Genomic DNA, 26,359 nt, shown 5'->3' on the forward strand with positions numbered 1-26,359 from the left:
CACTATTATTAGATGCTAAGATATATTTCTTATGCTAATTAGGTATTCATGATGGCCTTAGATAATAATCATATTCTTATAATTGGCGGTGGCACTGCTGGTTGGTTAAGTGCGGCAATACTTGCCAAAACGTTGAATAGTAAAAATACTGATGGTGTTAAAGTCACTTTGGTTGAATCGCCGACCATTCCAATTTTAGGTGTTGGAGAAGGCACATGGCCAAACTTAAGAGCGACATTACATAAAATAGGTATTAGCGAAACAGACTTCATTCGTGAATGCGATGCGACCTTTAAACAAGGTGCAGAGTTTATTAATTGGTCTAAAACGCCAGAGCCAAAACAATCACACAGTTATTATCACCCACTCAGTACGGTTAGCCATTCTTCATACGATTTTAACTTAGCCCCTTATTGGTTACAACAAGATAAAAAAACACGCTTACCTTATGATAGAGCTGTTGCATCACAAGCAAGAGTTTGTGATGAAGGACTAGCACCTAAACAAATTGTGATGGCAGAATATAGTGCCGCGCAAGAGTATGCCTATCATTTAAATGCGAATAAATTGGCCGAGTTTTTAAAACGGCATTGCGTTGAGAAACTTGGGGTTAAATTTGTCAGTGCCAATGTCACCAATGTAGCGCTAGATAATGAAGACTTTATCACGCATGTAGACACTGACCATGAAAGTGAAAAGAAAATTTTCGCTGATTTTTTTGTCGATTGTAGCGGTGCGAAAGGGTTAATCATTAAAGAAACCTATAACACAGCTTGGCAAAGTATTAGCGATGTTATTTTTAATGATACCGCCTTAGCAGTACAAGTACCTTATGCTGATAGAAATCAAAAAATAAATACCCATACTCTCGCAACAGCCCAAGAAGCAGGTTGGATATGGGATATAGGTTTACAGGACCGTCGTGGAGTTGGTCATGTATTTAGTAGCAAGTACATCTCAGATCAAAAAGCCGAGCAACAACTTATTGATTATCTAGGGGATGATTACAGCGACGATTTGACTATTCGTAAAATAAAGCTCAACCATGGTTACCACAAGAAGTTCTGGCATAAAAACAGTGTGGCTATTGGTATGTCGGCGGGCTTTGTTGAGCCACTTGAAGCATCGGCTATTTTCTTATTTGATGCCGCAGCTAATATGCTTGCAGCACAGTTTCCTCGTGATAAAGCACAAATGAAATATGCTGAAGACAAATTTAATCAGCAATTAACGATGCGTATGCAGCGTACGGTTGAGTTTATTAAATTGCATTACTGTATTTCTCAACGCCGAGATAGCCAATACTGGATTGATAACTGTGACCCAATCAGTATCCCTGATAACTTAAAGCAACGACTGGCATTTTGGCAAGGACAAGTACCAACCAAATATGACTTTGAAAACGCTTGGGAACCCTTTAATTTAGACAGTTATCTTTATGTTCTATATGGTATGGGGTTTGAAACTGATGTAGCTAAAGTTGCAGCTAAATATACTGAAACAACTAAAGCTAAGCACTTATTTAATAATATTGATAAAGCCAGTGTGCTGTTAATCGATAAGTTACCTAAGCAAAGAGAGCTGATTGAAAAAGTAATTAAATATGGGTTTACTCAAGTATAGGTTAATGACAGGTATCGGTGAACTATGATGAATGAACAAGTGAAACAAGTTGTGGTGGTAGGTGGTGGTACGGCCGGTTGGTTAACTGCCGCAAATTTAGCTCAAAAATTCAATAGTGTCGAAAGTGGAGCGATACAAGTCACGCTAGTTGAATCTCCTGATATCCCCACCATTGGTGTGGGTGAGGGAACTTGGCCTACCATGAGAAAAACGTTAGCAAAACTAGGGATTAGCGAAGCTGATTTTTTATCAAAGTGTAATGCTTCATTCAAGCAAGCAACAAAATTTGTTAATTGGCAGCAAGCACCAAAAAATGGCATTAATAGTCATTATTATCATTTGTTTACCTCAATTAATGATCCTTTAGATTTTAACTTAGCGCCTTATTGGAAGCTAGGTATGATTGGTGATAACAACAGCTACGCTGAAACTATTAGTATGCAAGCGGCTATTTGCGAATCAGGTTTAGCCCCTAAGTTGATCACCAACCGAGAATTTGAAGGTGTACAAAACTATGCTTATCACTTAGATGCGGGGCTTTTTACTGACTTATTACGTGAACATGCAACGACCAAGTTAGGGGTTAAACATGTATCTGCTAACGTCACTGATGTGAATTTAGATGATGATGGTTATATCATTAATATTCATTGCGATAGTGTAGGTGTTGTATTAGGCGAGTTTTTTGTTGATTGTACGGGCTTTAAAAGTTTATTGATTGGTAAAGCGCTAGGTATACCTTTTAAAAGTATCGATGATACTTTACTTTGTGATCACGCGTTGGCTATTCAAGTGCCCTATGAAAATGAAGAATCATCTATTGCTAGTTGTACTATTTCTACTGCGCAAGAAGCTGGGTGGACATGGGATATCGGTTTGTCTAATAGACGTGGTACAGGTTATGTGTATTCCTCTGCGCACACGAGTCATGAACGTGCAGAACAAGTATTACGTAATTACATTGGCCCTCAAGCTGATCAGCTTGAGTCACGTTTAATAAAGATGAATGTTGGTTATAGAGAAAAATTTTGGCATAAAAACTGTTTTGCTATTGGTTTATCTGCAGCATTTGTTGAGCCACTGGAAGCGTCGGCGATTTTCCTTATTGAAGCCTCTGCCAATATGTTGTCAGAGCTATTTCCTCGTGATCGTCACGCGATGCTAGCTGTTGAGGAAAAAGTGAATAAGTCATTTAAATTCCGTTGGGATAAAACCATTGATTTTATCAAAATGCATTACTTTTTATCAAAAAGAACAGAACCATTTTGGCAAGACAACAAGGTGCTTAGTACTGTGCCAGACACATTGTTAGCGTCTTTGGATAGCTGGAAACACCAGTTAATTACCGGTTACGATTTTGATAATGTCTACGAGCCTTTTCCGTTAGACAGTTATCAATACGTGCTTTATGGTATGGGCTTTGACCAGACGTTAACCTTTAACGAAAACTCATATACGAAGCAGGGTTTTGCTCAGCAACAATATAATACAGTACAAGATTTAACACAGAAAATGCAGCAACAATTACCTGAAAATAGAGAATTATTGAACAAGATAGCTCAATATGGTTTTCAGAAAATATAATAACGATCGTTTGAGCAATCTTTTGCTCAAACAAGCATATTTAAAAAATTACGGAGATTAAAATGGCATCTATTAAAGCTATTAACAACAGTGCTCACGGTAACGTTAAAGTTAAAAGTAATCCAAGCTTTATACAAAGTAAGACCAAGCACTTTGCTCCAGTGGTAGTTCAAGAGTTTATTAGTGCCAGTAAAGAGTTTCCTATCGTCTTTATTAAAGATGCTGAAACTGGCCGCTTTAATGCCGTAGTATTACTTGGTTTGAAACCACAAGAGAATTTGTTTTTTGATGAAAAATCTTGGCAGGGGAGCTATATACCAGAAGCGCTTACTCTTTATCCTTTCGTCATCCATCAAGCTGAAGGAAGTGATAAAGCCCTTTTATGTGTTGATGAAGACTCGGCATTAGTGAATGAAACAATAGGTGATGCTTTTTTTGATGAAAAAGGCGTTCAAAAAGAATGGTTAACAGCCAAAGGTGAAGCTGTTGTTGACTATGTAAACAAAAGTGGCGTAACGCAGAATTTCATTCAACTATTATTAGCTAAAGAATTACTAGCGCCACAAACGTTGAGTTTAAACCTAGCAGGGCAAGAAGAATATACTTTAGATGGTTTGTACGTTATTAATGAACAAAAACTGAATGACCTATCCGATAGTGAGTTTTCTGAGTTAAGAAAAACTAATGCGTTACCTGCTATTTACGCAATATTAATGTCAATGCAATGTATTAAGAAATTAATCGACAGACAATCAAGTAAATAGCCTCCAATAGTGTACGTGTATTTAAAAACCTGCTAAATAATGTAGCGGGTTTTTATTATCAAAATACCTATTGATATTAAACTTCTTCTCCTAATTACAGGAGCCTAGCAAGTCATCAATTCCATCACTGACGATAATTATGTTGTTAATTGGTAGAGACATTTATCACTCTTAAAATTAGGCTTGTAAATGAAAATACCTTTAATGAATGAAACCATTTCGATCTATAAAAATAGATTGAAGCGCTGTCAGTGTTGTGCGTAGTTGCGATACCAATAACATCAATAACATCTAAAGCAACACAGTTTTATCATTTGAAACTGTAAAAGGTCCTTTACTATGCAAATTAGCAAGATGAATAAAATAAAGTGGGCGTTTACAATTGCCGCTAGTTTATCTTTACTCGGTTGTGAAAAATATCCTGAGCCAGCAGTTGATACGGGGGAGAAAATCAACCTACAGGCAATTTACTCCGTTACCCAGAGTGATATAGATAACATAGCCCAGAATTTAGAGGTTAATTATCGAGTGGTTACCAATATTCCTACGGATAAATGTGACAGTAAAATTGCTGATGGTGCATGCTTTGAAGTGGAGTTAAGTTTTACTGCGAAGAAAGCAATTGCAGCTAAAGATTGGACTATTCATTTTAGCCAAATCTCACCTATCCAGTCTTTTGAAAGTGAAGATTTCACCGTAAAACACCTAAACGGTGACTTACATGTTATTGCTTTACAGGACAAATTTTCTGGATTTTCTGCAGCAGAAACTAAAAAAATAACGTTTCGTGCTATGTTTTGGTCACTGAGTGAGACTGACGCTTTACCTAACTATATTGTCAGTGCACCTGGTTTAGATGCTCGTGTTATTGAAAGTACAGTACCCTATATTGATAAAGATACGGGACTAGAAATATTACCCTATGTTGAACCTTTTACTGATGAAAAAACGCAATTTAAGCGCACAGCCTCAGATAAGACTCAATGGTTAACTAGTGAAAAACTTTATCAACGTAATTCTGTACTGGTAGAAGATAAGTTAGCAGTTATTCAAGCAATTATTCCAACACCTAAATCAGTCACTCTCGATGCCAATGATGGCTTTGCAGATATAAGTAAAGGCATTGCAATCTCTCTTGGCAATGTAAAACACCATGATGTGGATGCAGCGATATCGCGTTTAGACACCTTGGGTGTTAAACAGAACTCTGTCGGTTTGCCACTGCATTTAAGTATTGTGAGTAATAACGATAAAGTTATTGGCAGTTATAGTTTAACGGTAACTGAGAAAGAAATTAGCATAGTGGGTGTCGATGGTAATGGTGTCTTCAATGGCTTGCAATCACTAGCAAGCTTAGTGACGGTTGGTGAATCGCGTCTACCTATGATAGTGGTTGATGATGAACCACACTTTACCTTTCGTGGCATGTTAGTTGATGTTGCTAGAAATTTTCATTCTAAAGAGTTTATTCTAAAACTACTTGACCAAATGGCGGCATACAAATTAAACAAACTACATTTGCACCTTGGTGATGATGAAGGTTGGCGCTTGGAGATCCCAAGCTTGCCTGAATTAACTAATATTGGCGCAAAACGTTGTTTTGATGTGGCAGAAGAAAACTGTTTGATCTCGCAGTTAGGCGCAGGTGTTGATGAAAACTCATCAGTAAGCGGCTATTACAGCGTAAGTGACTATCATGAAATTTTACAAGCGGCCACTGCACGTCATATTCAAGTGATCCCATCACTTGATATGCCAGGTCACTCTCGTGCCTCGATTAAAGCGATGACGGCCCGTTACAAAAAATTCATGGCCTTAGAAGATGAAGCAAAAGCTAAACAGTTCTTACTCGAGGATTTTGAAGATAACACTCAGTATTCCTCAGTACAATTTTACAGTGATAACACTATTAATGCCTGCTTAGAGTCTTCTTATGACTTTGTTATTGAAGTGATGACTCAGGTGAAGAAAATCCATGCCGATGCTGGCCAACCACTAACTCGCTATCATATAGGCGCAGATGAAACAGCGGGTGCTTGGTTAGAATCACCAGCTTGTAAAGCGTTTGTCGCTAATAATGATCAGGGTGTTACAGAAATGGGTGAGCTTGGCGCTTATTTCATTGAACGTGTGGCCGGAATATTATCTGATCTGGATATTGAAACTGCGGGTTGGAGCGATGGTATGGAGCACACTCGTGTAGATAATATGCCCGCTATAGTTCAAGCCAATGCTTGGGATACGCTAGCTTGGGGAGGCCACGAAAAGGTTCACCGATTGGCAAACAGAGATTGGCAAGTCGTTATTTCTAGCCCAGATGTTTTATATTTCGATTTTCCACATGAAGCAGATCCAAAAGAACACGGTTATTACTGGGCATCACGTCATACTAATACAGAAAAAGTCTTTCAATTTATGCCTGATAATTTACCCGTTCATGCTGAATTTTGGTTAGACAGAGAAGATAACGCCTATGTTGCCGATGATACAAAAGCAGCCCTAGCACCGGGGAAAAAATTTCTAGGTATTCAGGGACAGTTATGGAGTGAAAATGTTCGTACTGATGATATGGTTGAACATAAAGTTTTTCCACGTTTATTAGCTCTTGCAGAACGTGCATGGCATCTTGCTGATTGGGCTGTACCTTATAATTACCAAGGTGCAAAATATTCTCAACAGAGTAATAGCTTCTCCGACAAGTCAAAAGCCATGCGTGATAGCCAATGGGCGTTATTTGCAAATACTTTAGGACAAAAGGAGTTTACTAAACTTGAGTTAGCACAAATTGATTACCGTTTACCTACCGTAGGTGCGATTATCCAAGCGGGTAAGTTGCACGCCAATATTGCTTTTCCAGGTCTTGCCATAGAATATCGAGTGAATGGTGGAAACTGGCTTACTTATCAAAATCCTACTGCTGTTTCAGGTGAAGTAAGTATTAGGAGTCGAAGTACTAATGGCTTAAGAACAAGCCGTATTACGAAAATAAAGTAAAAGGATAAAAATTAACTAATACCAAACGGATTAATTTATTGGTCAGCTTAGAGTTGCGTTAGCGAGCTTAAAACAAGCAAAATGAGTTAAACATAGTAGTCTATATTTTATTCATTTTGTGATGTTATCAGTTTGCTAATGAGCTCCCGAAGGGCGAGTACCTAATAAAAAGTAAAGGCTTACAAGCGGCGTTATTGATTTTGACAATAGAATAACTATTCTCTTCAATCAATGCCTTGCCTCTAAGCCTTTTAATTCTCGCTAAGTGAGCAATAAACTAGTCCGATTGGTATAACAGATATATCGATTTTTATCAGTTAGTTAATTTACATTAGGTAACATTTTTTAAAAAAGTTGTAACTTTATTTAAAAAAACAAATGACAACGCTGTCATTTCTAGCTAAGATGAAAAAAACGAATAGTTCGAGCAGTTAATATGGGGCCGGTATGCTGACAAGTAGTAACAAAAGCAATAAATTATTTTTAGGTATTGATGGTGGTGGTAGTAAGTGCAAAGCCATTATCATGAATGAAGATAATGAAATACTTGGTACAGGCATTTCAGGTCCAGGCAATCCGTTACATGGTTTTGAACAAGCGACTAACTCAATTACTGAGTCGGCAAAGTTAGCATTAGAAGATGCTGGTCTAGTAAATATCGAACTAAATGAACTAGTAGCTGGTGTGGGACTAGCGGGCGTTAATATCCCGGCGTTGTTTAATAAAATGGCTTCTTGGCAGCATCCCTTTAAACAAATGCATTTAGCCACTGATTTATTAATTGCTTGTCTAGCTGCACATGATGGCAAAGATGGCGCAGTTATTATTAGTGGTACTGGTTCATGTGGTTTTTCTTGCGTTGATGAACAGCATACGATTGTTGGCGCTCATGGATTTCCTCACGGTGATAAAGGTAGTGGTGCTTGGTTTGGCCTGCAAGGCGTTAAGCAGGTTTTATTATCTCTTGATGGTTTAGTTCAGCCTACGTCGATGTCAAAGGTATTGTTGCAGAAACTTAACTGTAAAGACGATACCGATCTGGTAGAAGCGGTTGCCAGTCAAAAAGCAACATTCTATGCACAGCAAGCGAATTTAGTGTTTGATGCGGCAGAAGCTGGCGATAATGTTGCTCTAGCTATTGTTACTGAAGGCGCTGAGTATATTAATAATATTGCCCGCACTTTAGCGGTAAAAAATCCACCACGCATCTCTATGCTTGGTGGTCTAACACCAAGGTTGAAATTTTGGTTAGCAGATGAAATTAAAAGTATGTTAGAAGTGCCTTTAAATGCACCTGAAGTGGGCTCTGTATTTTTCGCTAGGCAGCAACAGGCTAAATAGCAATCTGAGTAATGATTGTATTATACAAATGGATTAATAAAGTAGTCCGATTGGTATAATATCGCTAGCCATTGAACTTGATAATTTAGGACAACTCATGACACAAAAACGCTTTCATGCTCAACGATTCTTTGATGGGCAAGCTTTTCTCGATGATCAAGTATTGACCATAGTCGATGGTAAAATTACTGCTATTGACCAAGATATTACTAATATTGATGTTAGTGTTACAGGTTTAGTTGTTCCAGGTTATATCGACTTGCAAGTTAACGGTGGTGGCGGTGCATTATTCAATGATTCACCGTCAGTTGATAACTTAAAAACAATCATGACTGCTCATGCTAGGTTTGGTACCACAGCGATGATGCCGACCTTAATTACCGATAAAATTGAAGTAATGCAGCAAGCTGCAAAGGCCATTGCTCAAGCAATATCAGAAGGTGTTCCCGGTATCATTGGCATCCATTTTGAGGGACCGCACTTATCTATTGATAAAAAAGGTACCCATTGTGCCGATTATATTCGACCTATTTCTGATGATGAATGGCAGGTTCTCTCTCGCCAAGACATTGGCCAAATTATGGTAACGCTTGCACCGGAAACTGTAAGTGCTGAAGACGTAACCCGAATGGTTGAGTTAGGAATTAAAGTTTGCTTAGGTCACACTAATGCTGATTTTAAAACGACTCAACAGGCTATTGATGCTGGGGCAAGTGGTTTTACTCATTTATTTAATGCTATGTCCCCATTGCAAGGTCGTGAACCGGGTGTTGTTGGCGCTGCGCTTTTAAATAATCATACTAGCTGCGGTTTAATTGTTGATGGTTTCCATGTGGATTACGCCAGTTGTAGATTAGCAATTCAAGCTAAACCTCAAGGTAAAATATTCTTAGTAACTGATGCAATGCCGCCCGTAGGCACAGATCAAACCCAATTCGCTTTATACGATCGTACAGTTTATGTCGATAACGGTAAACTTACGTCAACCACAGGTGAACTCGCTGGCTCTTCTTTAGATATGGCCAGTGCCGTGAAAAATACGCATCACAAGTTGGGCATTGAGTTAGGCGAAGCAATTCGGATGGCCAGTTTGTACCCAGCACAATATTTATATCAAAACCAAACGGTTATGCGTGGTGAACTCATACCAGGAAAACAAGCTGATATGGTGGTATTGAATGATGATTTGTCTGTACAAGAAACCTGGATTGCAGGTGCAAAAGTTTAGTTTACTAGCCGCAATTATTTCGATTAAAACTAGACCATCAAAACTAGCGACTACTAAACCAATTTAAATAATAATTATAATGCAAGTTAACGAGGAAGTTATGGAAATGTCTTTAACAGAAGAGAAGAAGCAAAGTAATGCTGTACCGATGGTTATCGTTGCCGGGCTATTTTTTATCCTAGGTTTTGCTACCTGGTTAAACGGCTCCTTAATGCCTTACTTGCAACAAATACTACAATTAACACCATTTCAAGCATCGCTAATATTATTTTCTTTTTATATTGCGGTTACCTTTACTGCCTTACCTTCTGCGGCCATTATTCGTAAAGTAGGTTATAAAAATGGTATGGCTTTAGGTATGGGGACCATGATGATTGCTGGTTTACTTTTCATTCCAGCAGCTAAAACACAAATTTTTCCATTATTTCTATTAGCCCAGCTGGTTATGGGTACAGGACAAACGTTACTACAAACTGCGGTTAATCCATACGTAGTTCGTATTGGCCCTGAAGAGTCAGCAGCAGCACGTATCTCAATTATGGGAATCTTAAATAAAGGCGCAGGTGTCGTTGCTCCTATCGTTTTTACCGCATTAATCTTAAGTGGTTTTAGCGATACCGTTGGTACAGAGTTAAGCCAAGTTCAAATTGATGCTATGGCTGATAAATTAATTTTACCTTATTTAGGCATGGCTTTGTTTATTGGTATTTTAGGCTTTGCAGTGAAAAAGTCTCCTTTACCTGAGCTAGCAAGTGAAGAAGAAGAGGGTGAAAATAAAGGTCACTTAAAAGAAGCGCTTTCTCACCCTAACTTAGCACTAGGTGTTGTGGCATTATTTTTATATGTTGCCGTAGAAGTTATTGCCGGGGATACCATTGGCGCATTCGCTCTTGCGTTAGGCGTTGAAAATTACAGTGTTATGACCTCTTATACTATGGGTTGCATGGTACTAGGTTATATTCTAGGTATCGTACTTATCCCGCGTTTTATTTCACAACAAAAAGCCTTGATGGTCTCTGCTGTTTTAGGTTTGGCACTTACTGGTGGTGTCATCTTTGGCGATAATAACTCTTTTGCGATAGCTGACTCGCTGTCGTTTATTCTTGGTGGTGCTCAGTTACCTGATACCTTGATATTAATTGCTTTCTTAGGGCTTGCTAACGCTATTGTTTGGCCAGCTGTTTTCCCATTAGCCCTTTCTGGTATGGGTAAACTAACCAGTGTTGGCTCTGCGCTGTTAGTCATGGGGATTTCTGGTGGCGCCTTTGGTCCATTATTCTGGAGTTTAGTAAGTGGCACCAGTGGAAAAGCAGTAGACCTTCAAGGTGGTTATATTGTTATGCTACCTTGTTATTTATTTATTTTATTTTACGCAATTAAAGGCTGTAAGATGAAGTCTTGGAAATAAAGTGATTTAAACTTCGATTTAAACGCTGCTAAGAAAACCTCAATACATTTTTATTCTATATAAACGGTGTTGAGGTTTTTTTGTATCTAAAATTCAATTAGTTAAGTGTTGGTAAGGAAAGTAGGAATATATAGAGGATTAATGTTTAAAACATGGTGTTCTAGTTGTGCCAGTGTTGACCTACTGGTTTAACCATATTAGTATGATCTCACTGGTTAAGGTCTGACCACTTTTATAATATTGTCAATGAAAGTGATTATCAGCTTAAGCAGAGAGGAAGGTAACGCATTAAAAAGGAATTTATTATGTGTGAAGCTAAAAGGAAAGTTACGGTTATCTATTGTTGTGATAATGAATTAGCACTGTATCGAAAAACTCAGAGTTTTAATATAAATGCCTATGGCGATATGATCATACCTCAGGAATTTAAACGAGGTAAAACCATAGTAGCTGTCTGTGAAGGTGATATAGATGTCATTAATAGCGTTGGTGATAAGCTGGTGAATGAGTATTGATATCAATAAGTACTGAACTTACAAAGTATTAATACACAGGTTTTATTAAACGGACTCTGTATAAATAAAAAAGGTGACATAATGTCACCTTTTTTGTGTCAAACGTTAGATTAATAACTGTTAGTTTTTTTACTTTCTAATTGTTTGTCACTGTAAGTTGCTTTGTCATGCTTTTGACCTGCAGCCTCAGCTAATTCTGCTGGCATATAATTTTCATCATGCTTAGCAAGTACTTCACTTGCTTCAATACTTAAGCCCGTTGGTGGGTGTTCGGTCAACGTACCATTGGCTACAATGCCTTGGCCTTCGCGAAATAAATCAGGTAATATTCCTTCGTAATACACAGTAACCATAGGGTCGCTATCTTTGAAAACGATAGGCATGGCCATATCACTAAGCCTAAATGATACTTTAAGATTCTCAGGATCGCGCTTTACTGAGCCCGGCACCACTAAACCACCGATACGAATACGTTGGCCAAGACTCGGTTTTAATCCGGTTTCTTTTTTACCTTGCGTGATCTCTGACGGGGTGAAAAATAAATCAATATTTTGACTTAGGGCATACAAAACAAGCCCGGACACTACGCCTATACCAATAAGGATAGAGCCAACAATAGCAAGACGTTTTTTACGGCGTGGATTCATTATTCAATTACCTCGTTTAATTCTTTATTTTGTTGCTTACGTAGTGCTTTAGCTTGACGGAGTTTGTCTTCTCGCTGCTTACGCTTAGCTATTTGGGTGATGATTTTCTGATGATCCGCTTTAGAGCTGATCAATAAAAGTGTAAGTATCAAAGCGGCAGCACCAAAAGAAAGCCAGACATAAAAGCCATAACCGCCCATATTGATGAAATCGCTAAAACTATTAAATTGCATTGAGTGCTCTCCAACTACCTTGCTAATTTTGTGTATTATTTATAGTGCTTGTTCTGTCATTAACTACTTGAGTTGTTTTCCACTAACTCACGCACCCAGGGACGAATGCTATTGCGCGCTAGAATTTCATTACGAAAACGTAGACAAATGATCACACCGACTAATAATGAAAAGCCGATAAAACAAAAGATGAATGGCCATAACATATCAAGTGACATTGACGGCTTACCTAATTTGCTTACCGTAGACCCCTGATGCAAGGTATTCCACCAGTCAACTGAGTATTTAATAATTGGGATATTTATCACGCCAACAAGCGTTAAAATTCCAGCAGCTTTACCGGCTAAGTTTTTATCTTCAAATGCGTTATGTAAGGCAATTACCCCTAAGTACAAAAACAGTAAAATGAGCTCTGATGTTAAACGGGCATCCCAAATCCACCAAGTACCCCACATTGGTTTACCCCAAGCAGCACCAGTAATTAGTGCGATGGCAGTGAAGCTTGCGCCAACAGGAGCCATAGCGGCTGCAGATGCATCGGCAAGTTTTAATTGCCATACTAAGCTGCTAAAGGCGGCGACGGCCATAGCAAAATAAATGCCCATAGATAATGACGCTGCAGGTACATGAATGTAGAAGATACGAAAGCTATGTCCTTGCTGATAATCAGCAGGGGCGAACAATAATGCCCATACTAAGCCAATACCGAGAAAGATTGCCGCAAGGGCGCTTAACCAAGGTAATAACTTATTAGTAAAGTGATAAGACACTTCTGGGTTTGCATAAGGGTGTAACCATTTCCACATCAGTTGGTACTCACTTTTAGGGCGGCCCCAACAGCAAAGGGGGCGAGCGTTAAAGATCCAAAGAATAATGCGGCGATTATAGCAAGTTGACCGCTGTAAGGTAAGCCAAGCGCGGCAGTATCTATCGCGCTGGTAGCAAAAATTAATACCGGAATATAAAGGGGTAAAACAAGTAAGCTGAGTAATACCCCCCCTTTTTTAATCCCTACGGTAAGTGCAACACCCACTGCACCAAGTAGACTAAGTACAGGCGTACCTAGCAATAAGGTAAGTAATAATGCGGTGTAACTGTGTTCATCTAAATGCAGGAGCACAGCTAACAGCGGCGCTATTAAAAGAAGTGGTAAGCCAGTAATAAGCCAATGAGCGAATATTTTAGCCAGCACTAATACAAATATCGGGTGAGGGCTAAGTAACATTTGTTCAAGTGAACCATCAAGGTGATCTGATTTAAATAATCGGTCTAATGATAAAAGGGTCGCTAATAATGCTGCTACCCAAATAATACCTGGGGCAATACGGCTTAACGTTTGTGCTTCAGGACCAATACCTAAAGGGAAAAGTGTGACTACAATAACAAAAAATAGTAAGGGATTAATGATGTCATCTTTATGGCGCATCGCAATGGTAAGATCACGTTTTAATACCAACATAAAGGCATGGCGATAAGAGAGCGGTTGTGATGACTGTGCAGTACTTTCTAAAGCGGTATTCACTATCACAGTATTCTCTATCAAAGCATTATCTATGAGAGTCTCATCGATAATGCCTACTAAGTTTTCAGTCATTTGACTAGACTGGGCTTTTAAGGTCATTAGGTTATTTCTCTAAACGCTCTAAAAGGAATGCATATTAATCAACAGCACTATCATAGCTGTAATCTAGAGTGATTTTTTTGATTTGTTCAGGCTTTATGCTAATTAAATCTTGGTGTGTGGTTAAAATAACACAACCACCACGTTCAGCATGTAAAGAAAACAGTCGCTCTAAACTAGCAACGCCTTGTTTATCTATGGCAGTAAAGGGTTCATCTAAAATCCAAATAGGCACATTACTTTGATATAAACGCGCTAATGCGATACGTCTATGCTGGCCAGCACTTAAATGTGATGCCAAACACTCTTCAAAGCCTGAAAGGTTTACCTTTGCTAAATAAGATAAGCTCTCTTGGGTTTTGTTACCATGTAATGCCAAATTAAAATCAAGATTTTCTTCTGCGGTCATTTCACCTTTTACACCAGATAAATGGCCAAAATAAAGTAAATTTTGATGAAATTCTTCTCGACAGTGACTTATGAGTTGCTCTCTGTATAATATTTGACCATCATAGGGTTGAGAGAGACCCGATAAAATACGTAATAAACTGGTTTTTCCAGAGCCATTAGGGCCCTCAACTTGCACTATGTCACCGGCATTTATTTGCAGTGACAACTCATCAAATAATAAGCGTTCTTCTCGAATACAGGTGAGGTTTACTGCACTGATCAAGGGAGTTGAGTTTTTTTTGGACAATGTATTCACTATTCTGTATCAACGTTTTGTTAAAGTCTATAACACCAAGCTAGGAGGCTGAATTCTAGCGTATGTTTGTCGAGTAATTCTTGATATGGATCGTATAATCACTTTGGGTGATATAATACCATAGCCAACATTAACATAGCCCAAGAAACTTGTAACATTATGAAACAACTTGAGTCGTTAATTTACATTAATATTTGAACCGATAAAATGTTAGTATGACGCGATAATTTTTAGCCTAATTAGTATTGTTTACTAATTACTCATGGTTAATTGTTTTTTGAAGTAGAGCGGAGAACCCAATGATACCCGATATGGTAGCAACACAAATGCCTGAGCTTATACCTGAACTCGGTCACTTAGCCCTTATAATTGCTTTAGCATTTGCTATTTGCTTAACTTTAATTCCGTTAATCGGTGTTCATAGTCCGGAGCAGAGTTCATTAAAGAAACTCATGACCTATGCTAGACCACTTGCTTACGGTATGTTTTTTTTCACTGGTATTAGTCTTGTCATTCTTGCCTATAGTTTTGTCGTTGATGATTTTTCTATTAAGTACATCGCCGGTCACTCAAATACCCATTTACCTTATTATTTTAAAATAAGCGCCGTTTGGGGCGGTCATGAAGGCTCATTATTGTTGTGGGTGTTCTCATTAACTGCATGGACTGCCGCCGTTGCGCGTTTTTCAAAAGGTATTGAAGAAGAGTTTATTTCCCGTGTTTTAGCTGTCATGGGCATGATTGCTATCGGATTTATCGCTTTTACTTTATTAACCTCCAATCCATTTGACCGTTTATGGCCGAATGTGCCGATGGAAGGTCGTGATTTAAACCCATTATTACAAGATATTGGCTTAATTATTCATCCACCATTGTTATATCTTGGTTATGTTGGTTTTGCTGTTGCTTTTGCGTTTGCTGTTGCTGCTTTAATGGCGGGTAAAATGGATGCAGCATGGGCTCGCTGGTCTCGTCCTTGGACTGTCGGCGCGTGGGTGTGTTTAACATTAGGTATCGCGCTAGGTAGCTGGTGGGCATATTATGAACTTGGCTGGGGCGGTTGGTGGTTCTGGGATCCTGTTGAAAATGCATCATTTATGCCTTGGCTGGTCGGTACTGCTCTGATCCATTCTTTAGCGGTTACAGAAAAACGTGGCACTTTTAGAAACTGGACTATTTTACTGGCAATATTTGCTTTTGGTTTAAGTTTATTAGGTACCTTCTTAGTACGTTCTGGGGTGATTACTTCGGTACATTCTTTCGCTGCTGATCCTTCTCGCGGTATCTTTATACTTGTGATTCTTGCTATTGCTATAGGCGGCTCTTTAACGTTATACGCCTTTAGAGCGAGTACTGTGGCGAGCTTTTCTCGCTTCGCATTTTATTCACGTGAAACGGCACTATTATTGTGTAACGTTATTTTAGTTGTTGCAGCGGTAACCGTTCTTTTAGGCACTCTATATCCATTATTAGTTGATGCGTTAGGTTACGGGAAAATATCAGTGGGTCCTCCGTATTTTAATGCCGTTTTTGTTCCTATCATGAGTATTCTATTTATCATTATGGGAATAGGGCCTTTGATTCGTTGGAAAAAAGCGAAACAAGGCGAGTTACGTAAAAGACTTTTAAGTTCATCGGTATTTAGTATTGCTTTTGGTTTATTGTTTCCTGTGATTTATGGTGGCGAGTTCAATGCTTTGGTTGCTATGGGTATTACGTTAGCGACTTGGGTTTTCTTAGTGGTTGTTAAAGAAGTTAAAAATCAATTTCAAACAGTAGGAAAATTAACGACAAGCCATATAGGCATGGCCACAGCTCATGCTGGTATTGCTATCACTATTGTTGGCGTTACCATCGTTTCAATGTATGAAAGCGAAACCAATGTAAAAATGGCGTTAAACGAAAGAGTAACTATTTCAGGTTACCAAATTGAGTTTAAAGGCATTAAACATGTTGAAGGCCCTAATTACAGTGCCGAGCAAGGACAAATTAATATCTATAAAGTTACTGGCCCGAACGAAAGTGAATTCGTTAGTTTACTCAAACCGGAACGTCGCACTTACCGTGTACAAACGATGGGAATGACTGAAGCCGGAATTGATCCTGGTTTGTTCCGTGACGTATATGTCGCTTTAGGTGATCCATTACCCGGTGGTGCGTGGGCAATTCGAGTACATTATAAACCATTTGTTCGTTGGATCTGGTTAGGTGCAATTTTCATGGGCGCAGGTGGTATTTTATCAATGCTTGATAAACGCTATCGCCGTAAAAAAACTGTAGTTGTTAAGTCACCAGTTGTTGCTGACTCGTTGACAAACACAGTGGCTGCAACGCCAACGAATACGCCAAAAGTATCGGAGATATAGTAATGGGTAAGCTAATTCGCTTTTTACCTTTGATATTAGTCATCGCCTTAGGTGTTGTATTGTATCGTGGCTTATCACTTAACCCACAGGATATGCCGTCGGCACTTGTTGGCAAGACTATGCCGGCTTTTGCTCTGCAAACACTTAATAACAGTGAACAAATGGTCACTCAAGCAGATCTTCTTGGTGATATTGTTTTAGTTAATGTTTGGGCTACCTGGTGTCCTACGTGTAAGTATGAACACCCGTATTTAGTTGATATTGCAAAAGACCCTCAAGTTAAATTGTATGGCTTGAACTATAAAGATGAGCGTGTTGCCGCACAGAAATGGCTGCAAAACTATGAAGACCCTTATATGTTTTCAATTTTTGATGAAGAAGGGACCTTAGGTTTAGATCTCGGTGTTTATGGTGCGCCAGAAACGTTCGTTATTGATCATCATGGTATTATTCGTAAACGTTTTGCTGGTGCTATTGATACACGCGTATGGCGACGTGAATTTGAGCCATTAATTGCTCAGCTAATTGAAGAAAAAAAGCAGGGGAAATAACATGCGTCTATTCAGCATATTTATACTCATATTGGTCTTCGCATTTGGTGCTAATGTAGCTTCGGCTAGCCCAGTAGAAACTTATGAATTTAATGATGAAGTGACTAAAATTCGCTTCCAAGCATTAAGTAAAGAATTACGATGTCCTAAGTGTCAAAACCAAAACTTAGCTGACTCTAACTCACCCATTGCAGCTGATTTGCGTCGAGAGCTATACGAGTTATTGCAACAAGGTAAAGCCGATAGTGAAATTGTTAACTTTATGGTCGACCGCTATGGTGAATTTGTTTTATATCGACCGAGAGTCTCTGAGTTGACTTACATTTTATGGTTTGGTCCAGCAGTGTTAATTTTGTTAGGTATTATTGTGGTTATTGTTATTGTTCGCCGAAAACCAGTGGATAAAAAAGTCTTGGCTTTATCCTCAGAGCAAAAAGAAAAGCTTAAAAACTTAACAAACAATAAATAGGTATAGCAAACGGATTCATTAATTCTCACTCAGTGATAATAAATAAGTCTGATTGGTATTACCACTCGATAAATTAAAAGAAGTAGTAGATAGCATTATGGAATTTTTAGTAATAGGCCTTATATTTTTAATTTTATTATTATTGATTGTATGGCGACCTTTCTTTAAACAGAAAACACAAGATGTTCGTGTCGATAGCAGTTTGCGTGATGAAACCAATATACGCCTATATCATGAGCACAAAAAAGAAATAGAAAAAGACTACGGCGAAGGAGGCATTGATGAGGAAAACTATCAGTACCTGTTAGCTGAACTTGATAATACCTTATTGCAAGATATTGATACTACTTCGACTGAAGACAAAGTTACCACTACTGTAGTTAAGCCGTATTCTCCTCTTTGGCCACTAGGGTTAAGTGTCTTTATTATCATTTTCTCTGTGGCACTTTATAACAAGCAAGGCAGTTATAAAATTCTTACTGAGTTACCAGCAGGGCATGGGCAGCAAGAAGCTAAATCACAAGAAGAAATGCTAAAACAGCGTGAAACTGATGCTATGGCACATATTGAAAAACTGCAAAAACATATTGAATCAAACCCTGAAGATAGTGAAGCCTGGTATAACCTAGGGCAAACTTATGTTGCAGTCGGCGGCTTCGATGAAGCAGTTATTGCATTTAATCGGGTGATCAAAATTGAAGGGGAGCATGCCGATATTTTAGGTGCTATTGCTCAAGCGCTTTATTATAAAAATAATCAACAAATCAGTGACCAAGTACAAAAATATATTGATAAGGCATTAGCCCTTGATATAGATGATCCATCAACCAATATTTTATTGGGCATGCATAACTTTATTGGTGAAAATTACCAACAAGCGGTAATCCACTGGCAGCGTGTTATTGATGCAAATAATCAAGGCGTCAATATTACCGCATTAAAAGAAGCGGTTGCAGAAGCTAATAATCGACTCGGTGTCTCAGCAAGTAGCTCAGCAGAACAGTCAGTAAGTAGTTCTGCTGATAACCCAGCAGATGCAGCAGGACCTCAATTAAAAGTGAGTGTCCGTTTATCAGATGATATTGCTAAGCAATTAGCGCAAGGAGAAGATCGAGTAGTCTTTATATATGCGGTACCGACAAATGGTCAGCGTATGCCTCTTGCTGCGGTTAAGATGAAAGCTAGTGATTTACCTACTATCGTTGTGTTGAATAATAGTCAAGCGATGAGCAGTGAAAACAACTTAAGTAGTGTAGATAAAGTACACGTATATGCCATTGTCTCAATGCAAGGTGGTGTAGGCATTAAATCAGGTGACTATAAAGCTCAAGCGCTTGGTATCGATGTTAATCGCAGTGAAGCACTTGAATTAGTTGTGAATAAACTGGTTGAGTAACTTGTGCTGATAATACCTGTTACCATTGAAAATGCTCTAAATCAGCATCTTGGTTGGTAATGGGGTTATATCAAACGAATTCATCTATTGACCAATTGAGAGCTCCAGTACGAGTTTGAAACAAACATAAAATTAAATATAGTTTTCTATATTTAATTTTTTTTGTAATATTCTTAGTTTGTTAATGATCTTGAAAAGTCGAGTATAAAAAGCTTATATCGGCGTTATCTAATTTGATCAAGGCGCTGAATGGATGCAGCTGATGAGAAAATATAGAGGCATATTTTTCCTGAATAACCACTCTATTTGACTAATGCCTTGCCACTAAGACTTTTAATTCTCGTTAAGTGATCGATAAATGAGTCCGATGGGTATTATATACACGCTCCACTTGAAGATGCAGGATTCAGCTGGAATGATAAACGCCTTTAGGCAAGGCATTGATTGAAGAGAATAGTTATTCTATTGTCGAAATCAATAACGCAGTATAAAGCGTTTATAAACCAGCCCTTTGGGGAAAACTGAGCAAAACATACCCGTCGTTACATTTGTTGCTAAGGGGATACCATTAACAAAAAATGTGCCTTGATTATGATTCGCCCAGGTTTCCTGAAACGAGCATCTTCAAGTGGAACGGGTATATAAACTCAATAACTTAAAATAAGAAGAAAAAGCCAAATGAAATCTCGCTTTAGTGCACGTCAACAAAATAGTGATAATACCGCTGATGAAAATAAAAGCACAACAACAGCAGTATTATTAACTAATTTAGGATCACCCGATGAGCCGACAACAAGTGCAGTACGTCGTTATTTACGAGAGTTTTTATCAGATACACGTGTGGTCGAAATTCCGCGCTTAATTTGGCTATTAATTTTACACGGTATTATTTTACGCATTAGACCAGCAAAATCTGCCAAGTTGTACCAAACGGTTTGGCAAGATGATGGCGCGCCTTTGATATCAATTACGGCGGCACAGAAAGAAAAAATGGCGACGAAAATAAAATCTCAATACGGTGACAATGTTATTGTTGATTTTGCCATGCGTTATGGAAACCCATCAATTGCGAGTGTATTACAAAAATTTCAGCAACAAGGTGTTGATAAACTTGTTGTGTTACCTCTATATCCTCAATACGCAGGTCCAACGACAGCGTCCACTTTTGATGCTGTTAGTAAAGAATTACAAAAATGGCGCTATATACCATCGATACACTTTTTAAATACCTATCATAACAATCCATTCTATATACAAGCATTAGCTGAAACAGTTAAAGAGCATGTAGCAAGCCATGGTAAGCCCGAGCGCTTAGTGTTGTCATATCATGGTATGCCAGAGCTATTTCATAAGTGGGGAGATCCCTATTATGACTTCTGTCAGGAAACAACTTCACTACTCAAAAGGCTATTACTTGAAAGTGATTTAGGTTTTACTGATGATGAAATTATTATGACCTTCCAATCACGTTTCGGTAAGGCTGAGTGGCTTAAGCCGTATACGGATGAGACCCTGGAAAATCTTCCTAAGCAAGGTATAAAACACGTTGCTATTATGAGCCCTGCATTTAGTGCTGATTGTCTTGAAACCCTTGAAGAGTTAATTCACGAAAATAGTGAAGTATTCTTAGAAGCAGGTGGTGAAAGCTATCATTATATTGCTGCGCTAAATGATCGTGATGATCATATTGATGCCTTGTTTGATGTGTTGGCACCAACATTGGGGGCGCCCAACCTTAACTAGGTATTTAATGAACAAAATTAGTCAGTCGCCAATTCAATAAACTCACTTGCTAAGCTATATAAAAATAGTATACTGTTTTTATATACAGTTTATGGCGGTGGGTGCATTATGGGTAATCAGAAAAAAATAATTCACATTGATATGGACTGCTTTTATGCTGCTATTGAAATGCGAGATTTTCCTGAATATCAAAATATCCCATTGGCCGTTGGTGGTGATGGCCCGCGTAGTGTCTTATGTACTAGTAATTATCAAGCTCGTCAGTTTGGTGTCCGTTCAGCCATGCCGGCGATTAAAGCCAAACAGCTTTGTCCACACCTTAAAATTGTTCATGGCCGCATGGATGTTTATAAAGAAACCTCCAAAAATATTAGAGAAATATTTTCTCGTTATACCGATCTCATTGAACCTTTATCTTTAGATGAGGCCTATCTGGATGTTACTGATGCAACAATGTGTCAGGGTAGTGCAACGCTTATTGCTGAGAGAATTAGAGCTGATATCTTTAATGAATTAAATTTAACGGCATCAGCAGGCATTGCACCGAATAAGTTTTTAGCAAAAATTGCCAGTGATGAAAATAAACCTAATGGTCAATGCGTTATTACCCCAGATAAAGTCGCTAACTTTGTTGAACAACTTTCATTAAAGAAAATACCCGGTATTGGTCCAAAAACGTTTGAAAAATTAAATAGGCATGGTTATGTAACTTGTGCTGATGTACGTCAAAGTAATATTCGAGCGCTACAAAATATTGTCGGTAAGTTTGCTAATAGCTTGTACTTAAAATCACATGGTGTCGATAATCGAGATTTAGAAGTCAGCCGGCAACGCAAATCTCTCGCCATCGAAACAACATTGGCGCACGATATATCTACTCAAGATGAGTGTAAGCTTGTTATTGATTCCTTATACCAAAAATTACTCACTAGACTCGCTCCCCACAGTAATAGGGAAATCATTAGGCAAGGTGTGAAGCTTAAGTTTACTGATTTTAATCAAACAACCGTAGAAACACAAAGCAACGAGTGTCAGCAAGCCCTTTTTATCAGTTTATTATCAAAGGCATATAGCCGCTCAAATAAACGCGGTGTACGGCTTGTTGGTCTAACACTAGGATTTGCTGATAGTCCAGGCGAAAGTCAGCAGTTGTCTCTTTCGCTATAGCACTTATTATCAGATCAGAGTGGCATTGAAAAATACGGCACTACATTGTGCCGTGATTTTATTAGAACGACCAGAACATTCCAAACTAGCATTGCTACAAAAACTAACCCTGCGTTATTTTTCGTCGAAGAGATTGATGCGGCTTTCGAAATTTGAGCCCAAAAGGCTATTTGAGGGATGAGTGCATTGTTGTCAGTCGCTGTCGATATCAATTGAATCGAGGCTCTGGTTGGCTTTACATAGCTAATGAACTAGAACAAAAAGGCGTCTGCACAACATTTATCCAAGAATTGCGTGAAAGTTGTGAAATTGATTGGTATCTTCAAGGTGAGCTTGCGTATAATAAGCAGCACAAAAAGAACAAGCTAAGAAAATTCGTTTTTTATAATACCCTGGTTATTCCCGTGATTAAATTTTTCGGTATAAAGCTAAAGCCATAATGAACGTAGACCCTAATTAAAATAGACCTAAATCGATTTGTAGAGTATCCCATGATTAAAAGCACCGCAGAAGTCCGTCAGGCATTTTTAGATTTTTTTGCCACCAAACAACATCAAATAGTTAAAAGTAGCTCACTTGTTCCTGGTAATGATGCAACGTTATTATTTACCAATGCAGGCATGGTTCCTTTTAAAGATGTTTTTTTAGGTGCTGAGACACGTAGTTATACACGAGCAACCTCTGCACAACGCTGTGTACGAGCCGGTGGTAAGCATAACGATTTAGAAAATGTTGGCTACACTGCACGTCATCACACTTTTTTCGAAATGATGGGTAACTTTAGTTTTGGTGATTACTTCAAAAATGATGCAATTAGTTATGCTTGGGAGTTTTTAACTGGCGAGTTAGGGTTAGCAAAAGAAAAGTTATTAGTCACAGTATATGCCACGGATGAAGAAGCTTTCTCTTACTGGAGAGATGAGGTTGGTGTACCTGAAGATAAAATAATTCGTATTGGTGATAAGTCAGCTAACAAAAAGTATGAATCAGACAACTTCTGGTCAATGGGTGATACAGGCCCTTGTGGACCTTGTTCTGAAATATTCTATGATCACGGGGAAGACATCTTCGGCGGACCTCCAGGATCGCCTGATGAAGATGGTGACCGTTTTATAGAGATATGGAACATAGTATTTATGCAGTTTAACCGTCAAAGTGACGGCCGCATGGATCCGTTACCTAATCCATCTATCGATACTGGTATGGGTTTAGAGCGTATTTCTGCAATTATGCAAAATGTGCATAGCAACTATGAAATTGATATTTTCCAAGCACTAATTAAAGATACTGCTGCATTACTTGATTGCAGTGATCTTGAGCATAAATCACTACGTGTTATTGGTGACCATATTCGCTCATGTAGCTTTTTAATTGTTGATGGGGTTGTACCGTCAAATGAAGGCCGAGGTTATGTACTTCGCCGCATTATTCGTCGTGCTATTCGTCATGGTCATAAACTAGAAGCGACAGGACATTTCTTCCATAAACTTGTTGCCTCATTAATTGCTCAAATGGGAGAAGCCTATCCAGAGTTGGCTCAGCAACAAGCAATTATTGAAAAACTATTACGCATTGAAGAAGAGCAGTTTGGTCGAACTCTCGATCGTGGCATGATCTTATTAGAAGATATTTTAGCTAATTTATCTGGCGATATTATTAAAGGTGATGACGTATTTAAGCTGTACGATACCTACGGTTTTCCTGCCGACTTAACGGCAGATATTGCCCGAGAGCGTAACTTGAAAATTGATAAAGATGGTTTTGATGTTGCGATGAAGCAACAGCGAGAGCGTGCCCAGCAAGCAAGTCAATTTGGCACTGATTATAATCAACAACTTAAATCTGACCAGAATACAGCTTTTAAAGGCTACGATAATGACTCATATTCAGCGACTGTTGTTGAGCTATTTAACAGCCAAGATCAAGACCCGGTTAGTCAACTAAACTCAGGTGAACAGGGCATTGTGATATTAGATCATACGCCATTTTACGCTGAATCAGGCGGTCAAGTAGGTGATAGTGGCTTACTTCACCTTGATGGCGGAGTATTTGAAGTAACAGATACAATCAAATTAGGTAATGCTTTTGCTCATAGAGGTACAGCTCATACCGATGTTGGTTTGAATCGTCGAGTAAAAGCTGAAATTAATGTTGAGCGCAGAGCGGCTATTGTTAAAAACCATACCGCAACACATTTATTGCATGAAGCATTGCGCAAAGTATTAGGTGAGCATGTTACACAGAAGGGGTCATTATGTGATAGTGATAAGTTACGTTTTGATTTCTCTCATTTTGAAGGCGTTACCGCTCAAGAATTACATGATGTTGAGCAAATGGTTAACAATGAAATTCGACGCAACCATGCAAAACAAACCGAATCAATGTATATCGAAGAAGCTAAAGCAAAAGGCGCTATGGCTCTCTTTGGTGAGAAGTATGATGATGAAGTTCGTGTAGTAACACTCGGTGATTTTTCAATAGAGCTTTGTGGTGGTGTGCATGTTAATAGAACCGGTGATATCGGTTTCTTAAAAATAGTGTCTGAATCTGGTATCGCAGCAGGTGTTCGTCGTATTGAAGCTGTTACGGGGACAGGTGCACTTGATTTTATAAATCAACAAACCGCTTCTTTAACGACTATTGCGGCACTGGTTAAAAGCGATGTAACTAATGCGAGTAGCAAAGTGGAGCTACTTATTAGTCGTTCTAAGCAGCTTGAAAAAGAAATTGGACAACTTAAGCAAGAACTAGCAGCACAAGCAGGATCTGATTTAGTAAACAACACCATTGAAATTAATGGTGTTAAGGTTCTCATTGCAGATTTAGGTAGCGTAGAAAGTAAAGCATTACGCGGCATGGTTGATGAACTTAAAAACAAAATGCAGTCAGGCGTTATTATGTTGGCTACAGCCAATGGTCCAAAAGTTGGCTTAATTGCTGGTGTTACTAAAGATTTGGTAGGGCGAGTTAAAGCGGGTGACCTTGTGAATATGGTTGCGCAACAAGTCGGTGGTAAAGGTGGTGGTCGTCCTGATATGGCGCAAGCGGGCGGTAGTCAGCCTGAAAACATAACCTCAGCACTAGAAAGCGTCTCAGCATGGTTAACAGAAAAACTGGCTTAAAAGAGGCCTTGAATGATTAAGAGTTAAGTTATCATTTATCGTAAAGACTAAAAAGGAAGCATTTTGCTTCCTTTTTGCATTTTTACTGTGTTGTTTTAACACTGTTCGTTCCGCTGAAAATTGGTTCTACTTTGTCAGTATTTAATCTAAACGCATAAAACATTACAAATGATCACAGATTTGGCTGCAAAATTAAGCTATAAAGCTATTCAATGATATGGAAATATTGCTAAAATATGATCGTTTAGTAGAGTAATAGTCTCTTTTATTACTCATAATCGAAGTTTCATTGAAAACTATCATCGGATATGGTGTTTTTAATGAATAATGACTTTTTATAATAAATTGACTATTAATTATAGTGGATGGATTAAAAAAGTAGCTAACTCTAATATATTACTAGCTTATATATATTTATTTAGTGATCTCACTTTAAAGGATAAGGAAGAAAATATGCTTATATTAACAAGGCGCGTTGGCGAAACATTAATGATTGGTGACGAAGTTACTGTGACTGTTTTGGGCGTTAAAGGAAATCAGGTAAGAATAGGTGTTAATGCACCAAAAGAAATCTCAGTACATCGTGAAGAAATTTACATGCGCATTCAAGCCGAAAAAGGCGATAATGAAGCTTCAGGTAATAAAGTCTAATAAATCTCTTATCATTTAAGTGGATTGTTAGACTAACTGAGAAACATTGTTATATATAAAGCTTTATATAATGACTAAAAAACACCGCTCAGGCGGTGTTTTTTTAAGCTTTGCGTTAAGTTAATGATTAAAAAACATCATATTTGACTGAATTGTCAGCAAATAGAAATTTATACTAAATAAATGCTAAAAATTGTTTGACTTATTTTTAGAATCCCTTATTATTCGCA

At 38.3% G+C, this 26,359-nt stretch carries 21 protein-coding genes; 16 read left to right on the forward strand and 5 right to left on the reverse strand.

Translation table 11 applies throughout. The annotated features are described in order from the left end of the window. Window positions 1-51: 51 nt before the first annotated feature. From CPS_RS04550 to CPS_RS04585, 8 genes are all read left to right on the forward strand, one after another. On the forward strand, window positions 52-1,623 hold the full coding sequence (locus CPS_RS04550; protein WP_138140347.1) for a tryptophan halogenase family protein: 1,572 nt from the start codon (window positions 52-54) through the stop codon (window positions 1,621-1,623). Between the two features lie 24 nt (window positions 1,624-1,647). Further along, window positions 1,648-3,207, forward strand: a complete 1,560-nt coding sequence (locus CPS_RS04555; RefSeq protein WP_138140236.1) for a tryptophan halogenase family protein — start codon at window positions 1,648-1,650, stop codon at window positions 3,205-3,207. A 62-nt stretch (window positions 3,208-3,269) separates the two neighbouring features. Beyond that, window positions 3,270-3,971, forward strand: coding sequence for a SapC family protein (locus tag CPS_RS04560; RefSeq protein ID WP_011041867.1), 702 nt, complete (start codon window positions 3,270-3,272; stop codon window positions 3,969-3,971). A 339-nt stretch (window positions 3,972-4,310) separates the two neighbouring features. After that, window positions 4,311-6,965 (forward strand): family 20 glycosylhydrolase, encoded by a 2,655-nt coding sequence (locus CPS_RS04565; RefSeq protein WP_138140237.1) that lies wholly within the window; start codon window positions 4,311-4,313, stop codon window positions 6,963-6,965. Window positions 6,966-7,412: 447 nt separating this feature from the next. Beyond that, window positions 7,413-8,306, forward strand: coding sequence for an N-acetylglucosamine kinase (nagK, locus tag CPS_RS04570; RefSeq protein ID WP_011041869.1), 894 nt, complete (start codon window positions 7,413-7,415; stop codon window positions 8,304-8,306). A gap of 97 nt (window positions 8,307-8,403) precedes the next feature. Beyond that, window positions 8,404-9,534, forward strand: a complete 1,131-nt coding sequence (gene nagA, locus CPS_RS04575) for an N-acetylglucosamine-6-phosphate deacetylase (protein ID WP_011041870.1) — start codon at window positions 8,404-8,406, stop codon at window positions 9,532-9,534. Window positions 9,535-9,634: 100 nt separating this feature from the next. Continuing rightward, window positions 9,635-10,942 carry an N-acetylglucosamine MFS transporter NagP gene (gene nagP, locus CPS_RS04580; protein WP_420794789.1) on the forward strand — a complete coding sequence of 436 codons (1,308 nt, stop codon included), beginning with the start codon at window positions 9,635-9,637 and terminating at the stop codon, window positions 10,940-10,942. A gap of 305 nt (window positions 10,943-11,247) precedes the next feature. Further along, window positions 11,248-11,457: a TIGR02922 family protein gene (locus CPS_RS04585; RefSeq protein WP_011041872.1), complete on the forward strand. Its 210-nt coding sequence runs from the start codon at window positions 11,248-11,250 to the stop codon at window positions 11,455-11,457. 110 nt (window positions 11,458-11,567) lie between these two features. On the opposite strand, the gene ccmE is transcribed toward CPS_RS04585, so the two are convergent. The 5 genes from ccmE to ccmA all read right to left on the reverse strand — a co-directional run bounded on the left by ccmE (window position 11,568) and on the right by ccmA (window position 14,655). Further along, on the reverse strand, window positions 11,568-12,104 hold the full coding sequence (gene ccmE / locus CPS_RS04590; RefSeq protein ID WP_011041873.1) for a cytochrome c maturation protein CcmE: 537 nt from the start codon (window positions 12,102-12,104) through the stop codon (window positions 11,568-11,570). Then, on the reverse strand, window positions 12,104-12,337 hold the full coding sequence (gene ccmD / locus CPS_RS04595; RefSeq protein ID WP_011041874.1) for a heme exporter protein CcmD: 234 nt from the start codon (window positions 12,335-12,337) through the stop codon (window positions 12,104-12,106). Before ccmD ends, ccmE begins: the two co-directional genes overlap by 1 nt. A 59-nt stretch (window positions 12,338-12,396) precedes the next feature. Further along, the gene (locus CPS_RS04600) at window positions 12,397-13,143 is read right to left on the reverse strand and encodes a heme ABC transporter permease (protein ID WP_011041875.1); all 747 of its coding nucleotides are present in this window, start codon (window positions 13,141-13,143) and stop codon (window positions 12,397-12,399) included. Beyond that, on the reverse strand, window positions 13,143-13,796 hold the full coding sequence (ccmB, locus tag CPS_RS04605; protein WP_041737340.1) for a heme exporter protein CcmB: 654 nt from the start codon (window positions 13,794-13,796) through the stop codon (window positions 13,143-13,145). The genes CPS_RS04600 and ccmB overlap by 1 nt, the downstream gene beginning before the upstream one ends. A gap of 199 nt (window positions 13,797-13,995) precedes the next feature. Further along, a complete protein-coding gene (gene ccmA / locus CPS_RS04610; RefSeq protein ID WP_011041877.1) occupies window positions 13,996-14,655 on the reverse strand; it encodes a cytochrome c biogenesis heme-transporting ATPase CcmA in 660 nt (219 codons plus the stop codon). Window positions 14,656-14,990: 335 nt separating this feature from the next. On the opposite strand from ccmA, the gene CPS_RS04615 reads away from it, so the two are divergent. The 8 genes from CPS_RS04615 (at window position 14,991) to csrA (ending at window position 26,129) form a co-directional block, all read left to right on the forward strand. Then, a complete protein-coding gene (locus CPS_RS04615; protein WP_011041878.1) occupies window positions 14,991-17,030 on the forward strand; it encodes a heme lyase CcmF/NrfE family subunit in 2,040 nt (679 codons plus the stop codon). Window positions 17,031-17,032: 2 nt separating this feature from the next. Then, window positions 17,033-17,581: a DsbE family thiol:disulfide interchange protein gene (locus CPS_RS04620; protein WP_011041879.1), complete on the forward strand. Its 549-nt coding sequence runs from the start codon at window positions 17,033-17,035 to the stop codon at window positions 17,579-17,581. 1 nt (window position 17,582) lies between these two features. Next, entirely contained in the window at window positions 17,583-18,050 is a 468-nt protein-coding gene (locus CPS_RS04625) for a cytochrome c-type biogenesis protein (RefSeq protein ID WP_011041880.1), read from the forward strand. A gap of 97 nt (window positions 18,051-18,147) precedes the next feature. Beyond that, the gene (gene ccmI, locus CPS_RS04630; RefSeq protein WP_011041881.1) at window positions 18,148-19,446 is read left to right on the forward strand and encodes a c-type cytochrome biogenesis protein CcmI; all 1,299 of its coding nucleotides are present in this window, start codon (window positions 18,148-18,150) and stop codon (window positions 19,444-19,446) included. 678 nt (window positions 19,447-20,124) lie between these two features. Further along, on the forward strand, window positions 20,125-21,189 hold the full coding sequence (hemH, locus tag CPS_RS04635) for a ferrochelatase (protein WP_011041882.1): 1,065 nt from the start codon (window positions 20,125-20,127) through the stop codon (window positions 21,187-21,189). Window positions 21,190-21,297: 108 nt separating this feature from the next. Continuing rightward, window positions 21,298-22,356: a DNA polymerase IV gene (gene dinB, locus CPS_RS04640; protein WP_011041883.1), complete on the forward strand. Its 1,059-nt coding sequence runs from the start codon at window positions 21,298-21,300 to the stop codon at window positions 22,354-22,356. Window positions 22,357-22,847: 491 nt separating this feature from the next. Then, the gene (gene alaS / locus CPS_RS04650) at window positions 22,848-25,478 is read left to right on the forward strand and encodes an alanine--tRNA ligase (protein WP_011041884.1); all 2,631 of its coding nucleotides are present in this window, start codon (window positions 22,848-22,850) and stop codon (window positions 25,476-25,478) included. A gap of 453 nt (window positions 25,479-25,931) precedes the next feature. Next, window positions 25,932-26,129, forward strand: coding sequence for a carbon storage regulator CsrA (gene csrA, locus CPS_RS04655; protein WP_011041885.1), 198 nt, complete (start codon window positions 25,932-25,934; stop codon window positions 26,127-26,129). The last annotated feature ends 230 nt before the right edge of the window (window positions 26,130-26,359 follow it).

This window comes from Colwellia psychrerythraea 34H, from assembly GCF_000012325.1.
Taxonomy (GTDB): domain Bacteria; phylum Pseudomonadota; class Gammaproteobacteria; order Enterobacterales; family Alteromonadaceae; genus Colwellia; species Colwellia psychrerythraea_A.

Coding starts and splice junctions, on each gene's coding strand:
- csrA (WP_011041885.1), top strand. CDS start 25,932: ATGCTTATATTAACAAGGCGCGTTGGCGAAACATTAATGATTGGTGAC.
- CPS_RS04620 (WP_011041879.1), top strand. CDS start 17,033: ATGGGTAAGCTAATTCGCTTTTTACCTTTGATATTAGTCATCGCCTTA.
- ccmE (WP_011041873.1), bottom strand. CDS start 12,104: ATGAATCCACGCCGTAAAAAACGTCTTGCTATTGTTGGCTCTATCCTT.
- hemH (WP_011041882.1), top strand. CDS start 20,125: ATGAAATCTCGCTTTAGTGCACGTCAACAAAATAGTGATAATACCGCT.
- CPS_RS04560 (WP_011041867.1), top strand. CDS start 3,270: ATGGCATCTATTAAAGCTATTAACAACAGTGCTCACGGTAACGTTAAA.
- dinB (WP_011041883.1), top strand. CDS start 21,298: ATGGGTAATCAGAAAAAAATAATTCACATTGATATGGACTGCTTTTAT.
- nagP (WP_420794789.1), top strand. CDS start 9,635: ATGGAAATGTCTTTAACAGAAGAGAAGAAGCAAAGTAATGCTGTACCG.
- ccmD (WP_011041874.1), bottom strand. CDS start 12,337: ATGCAATTTAATAGTTTTAGCGATTTCATCAATATGGGCGGTTATGGC.
- ccmB (WP_041737340.1), bottom strand. CDS start 13,796: ATGTTGGTATTAAAACGTGATCTTACCATTGCGATGCGCCATAAAGAT.
- ccmI (WP_011041881.1), top strand. CDS start 18,148: ATGGAATTTTTAGTAATAGGCCTTATATTTTTAATTTTATTATTATTG.
- nagK (WP_011041869.1), top strand. CDS start 7,413: ATGCTGACAAGTAGTAACAAAAGCAATAAATTATTTTTAGGTATTGAT.
- CPS_RS04625 (WP_011041880.1), top strand. CDS start 17,583: ATGCGTCTATTCAGCATATTTATACTCATATTGGTCTTCGCATTTGGT.
- CPS_RS04600 (WP_011041875.1), bottom strand. CDS start 13,143: ATGTGGAAATGGTTACACCCTTATGCAAACCCAGAAGTGTCTTATCAC.
- nagA (WP_011041870.1), top strand. CDS start 8,404: ATGACACAAAAACGCTTTCATGCTCAACGATTCTTTGATGGGCAAGCT.
- alaS (WP_011041884.1), top strand. CDS start 22,848: ATGATTAAAAGCACCGCAGAAGTCCGTCAGGCATTTTTAGATTTTTTT.
- CPS_RS04565 (WP_138140237.1), top strand. CDS start 4,311: ATGCAAATTAGCAAGATGAATAAAATAAAGTGGGCGTTTACAATTGCC.
- CPS_RS04550 (WP_138140347.1), top strand. CDS start 52: ATGGCCTTAGATAATAATCATATTCTTATAATTGGCGGTGGCACTGCT.
- CPS_RS04585 (WP_011041872.1), top strand. CDS start 11,248: ATGTGTGAAGCTAAAAGGAAAGTTACGGTTATCTATTGTTGTGATAAT.
- CPS_RS04555 (WP_138140236.1), top strand. CDS start 1,648: ATGATGAATGAACAAGTGAAACAAGTTGTGGTGGTAGGTGGTGGTACG.
- CPS_RS04615 (WP_011041878.1), top strand. CDS start 14,991: ATGCCTGAGCTTATACCTGAACTCGGTCACTTAGCCCTTATAATTGCT.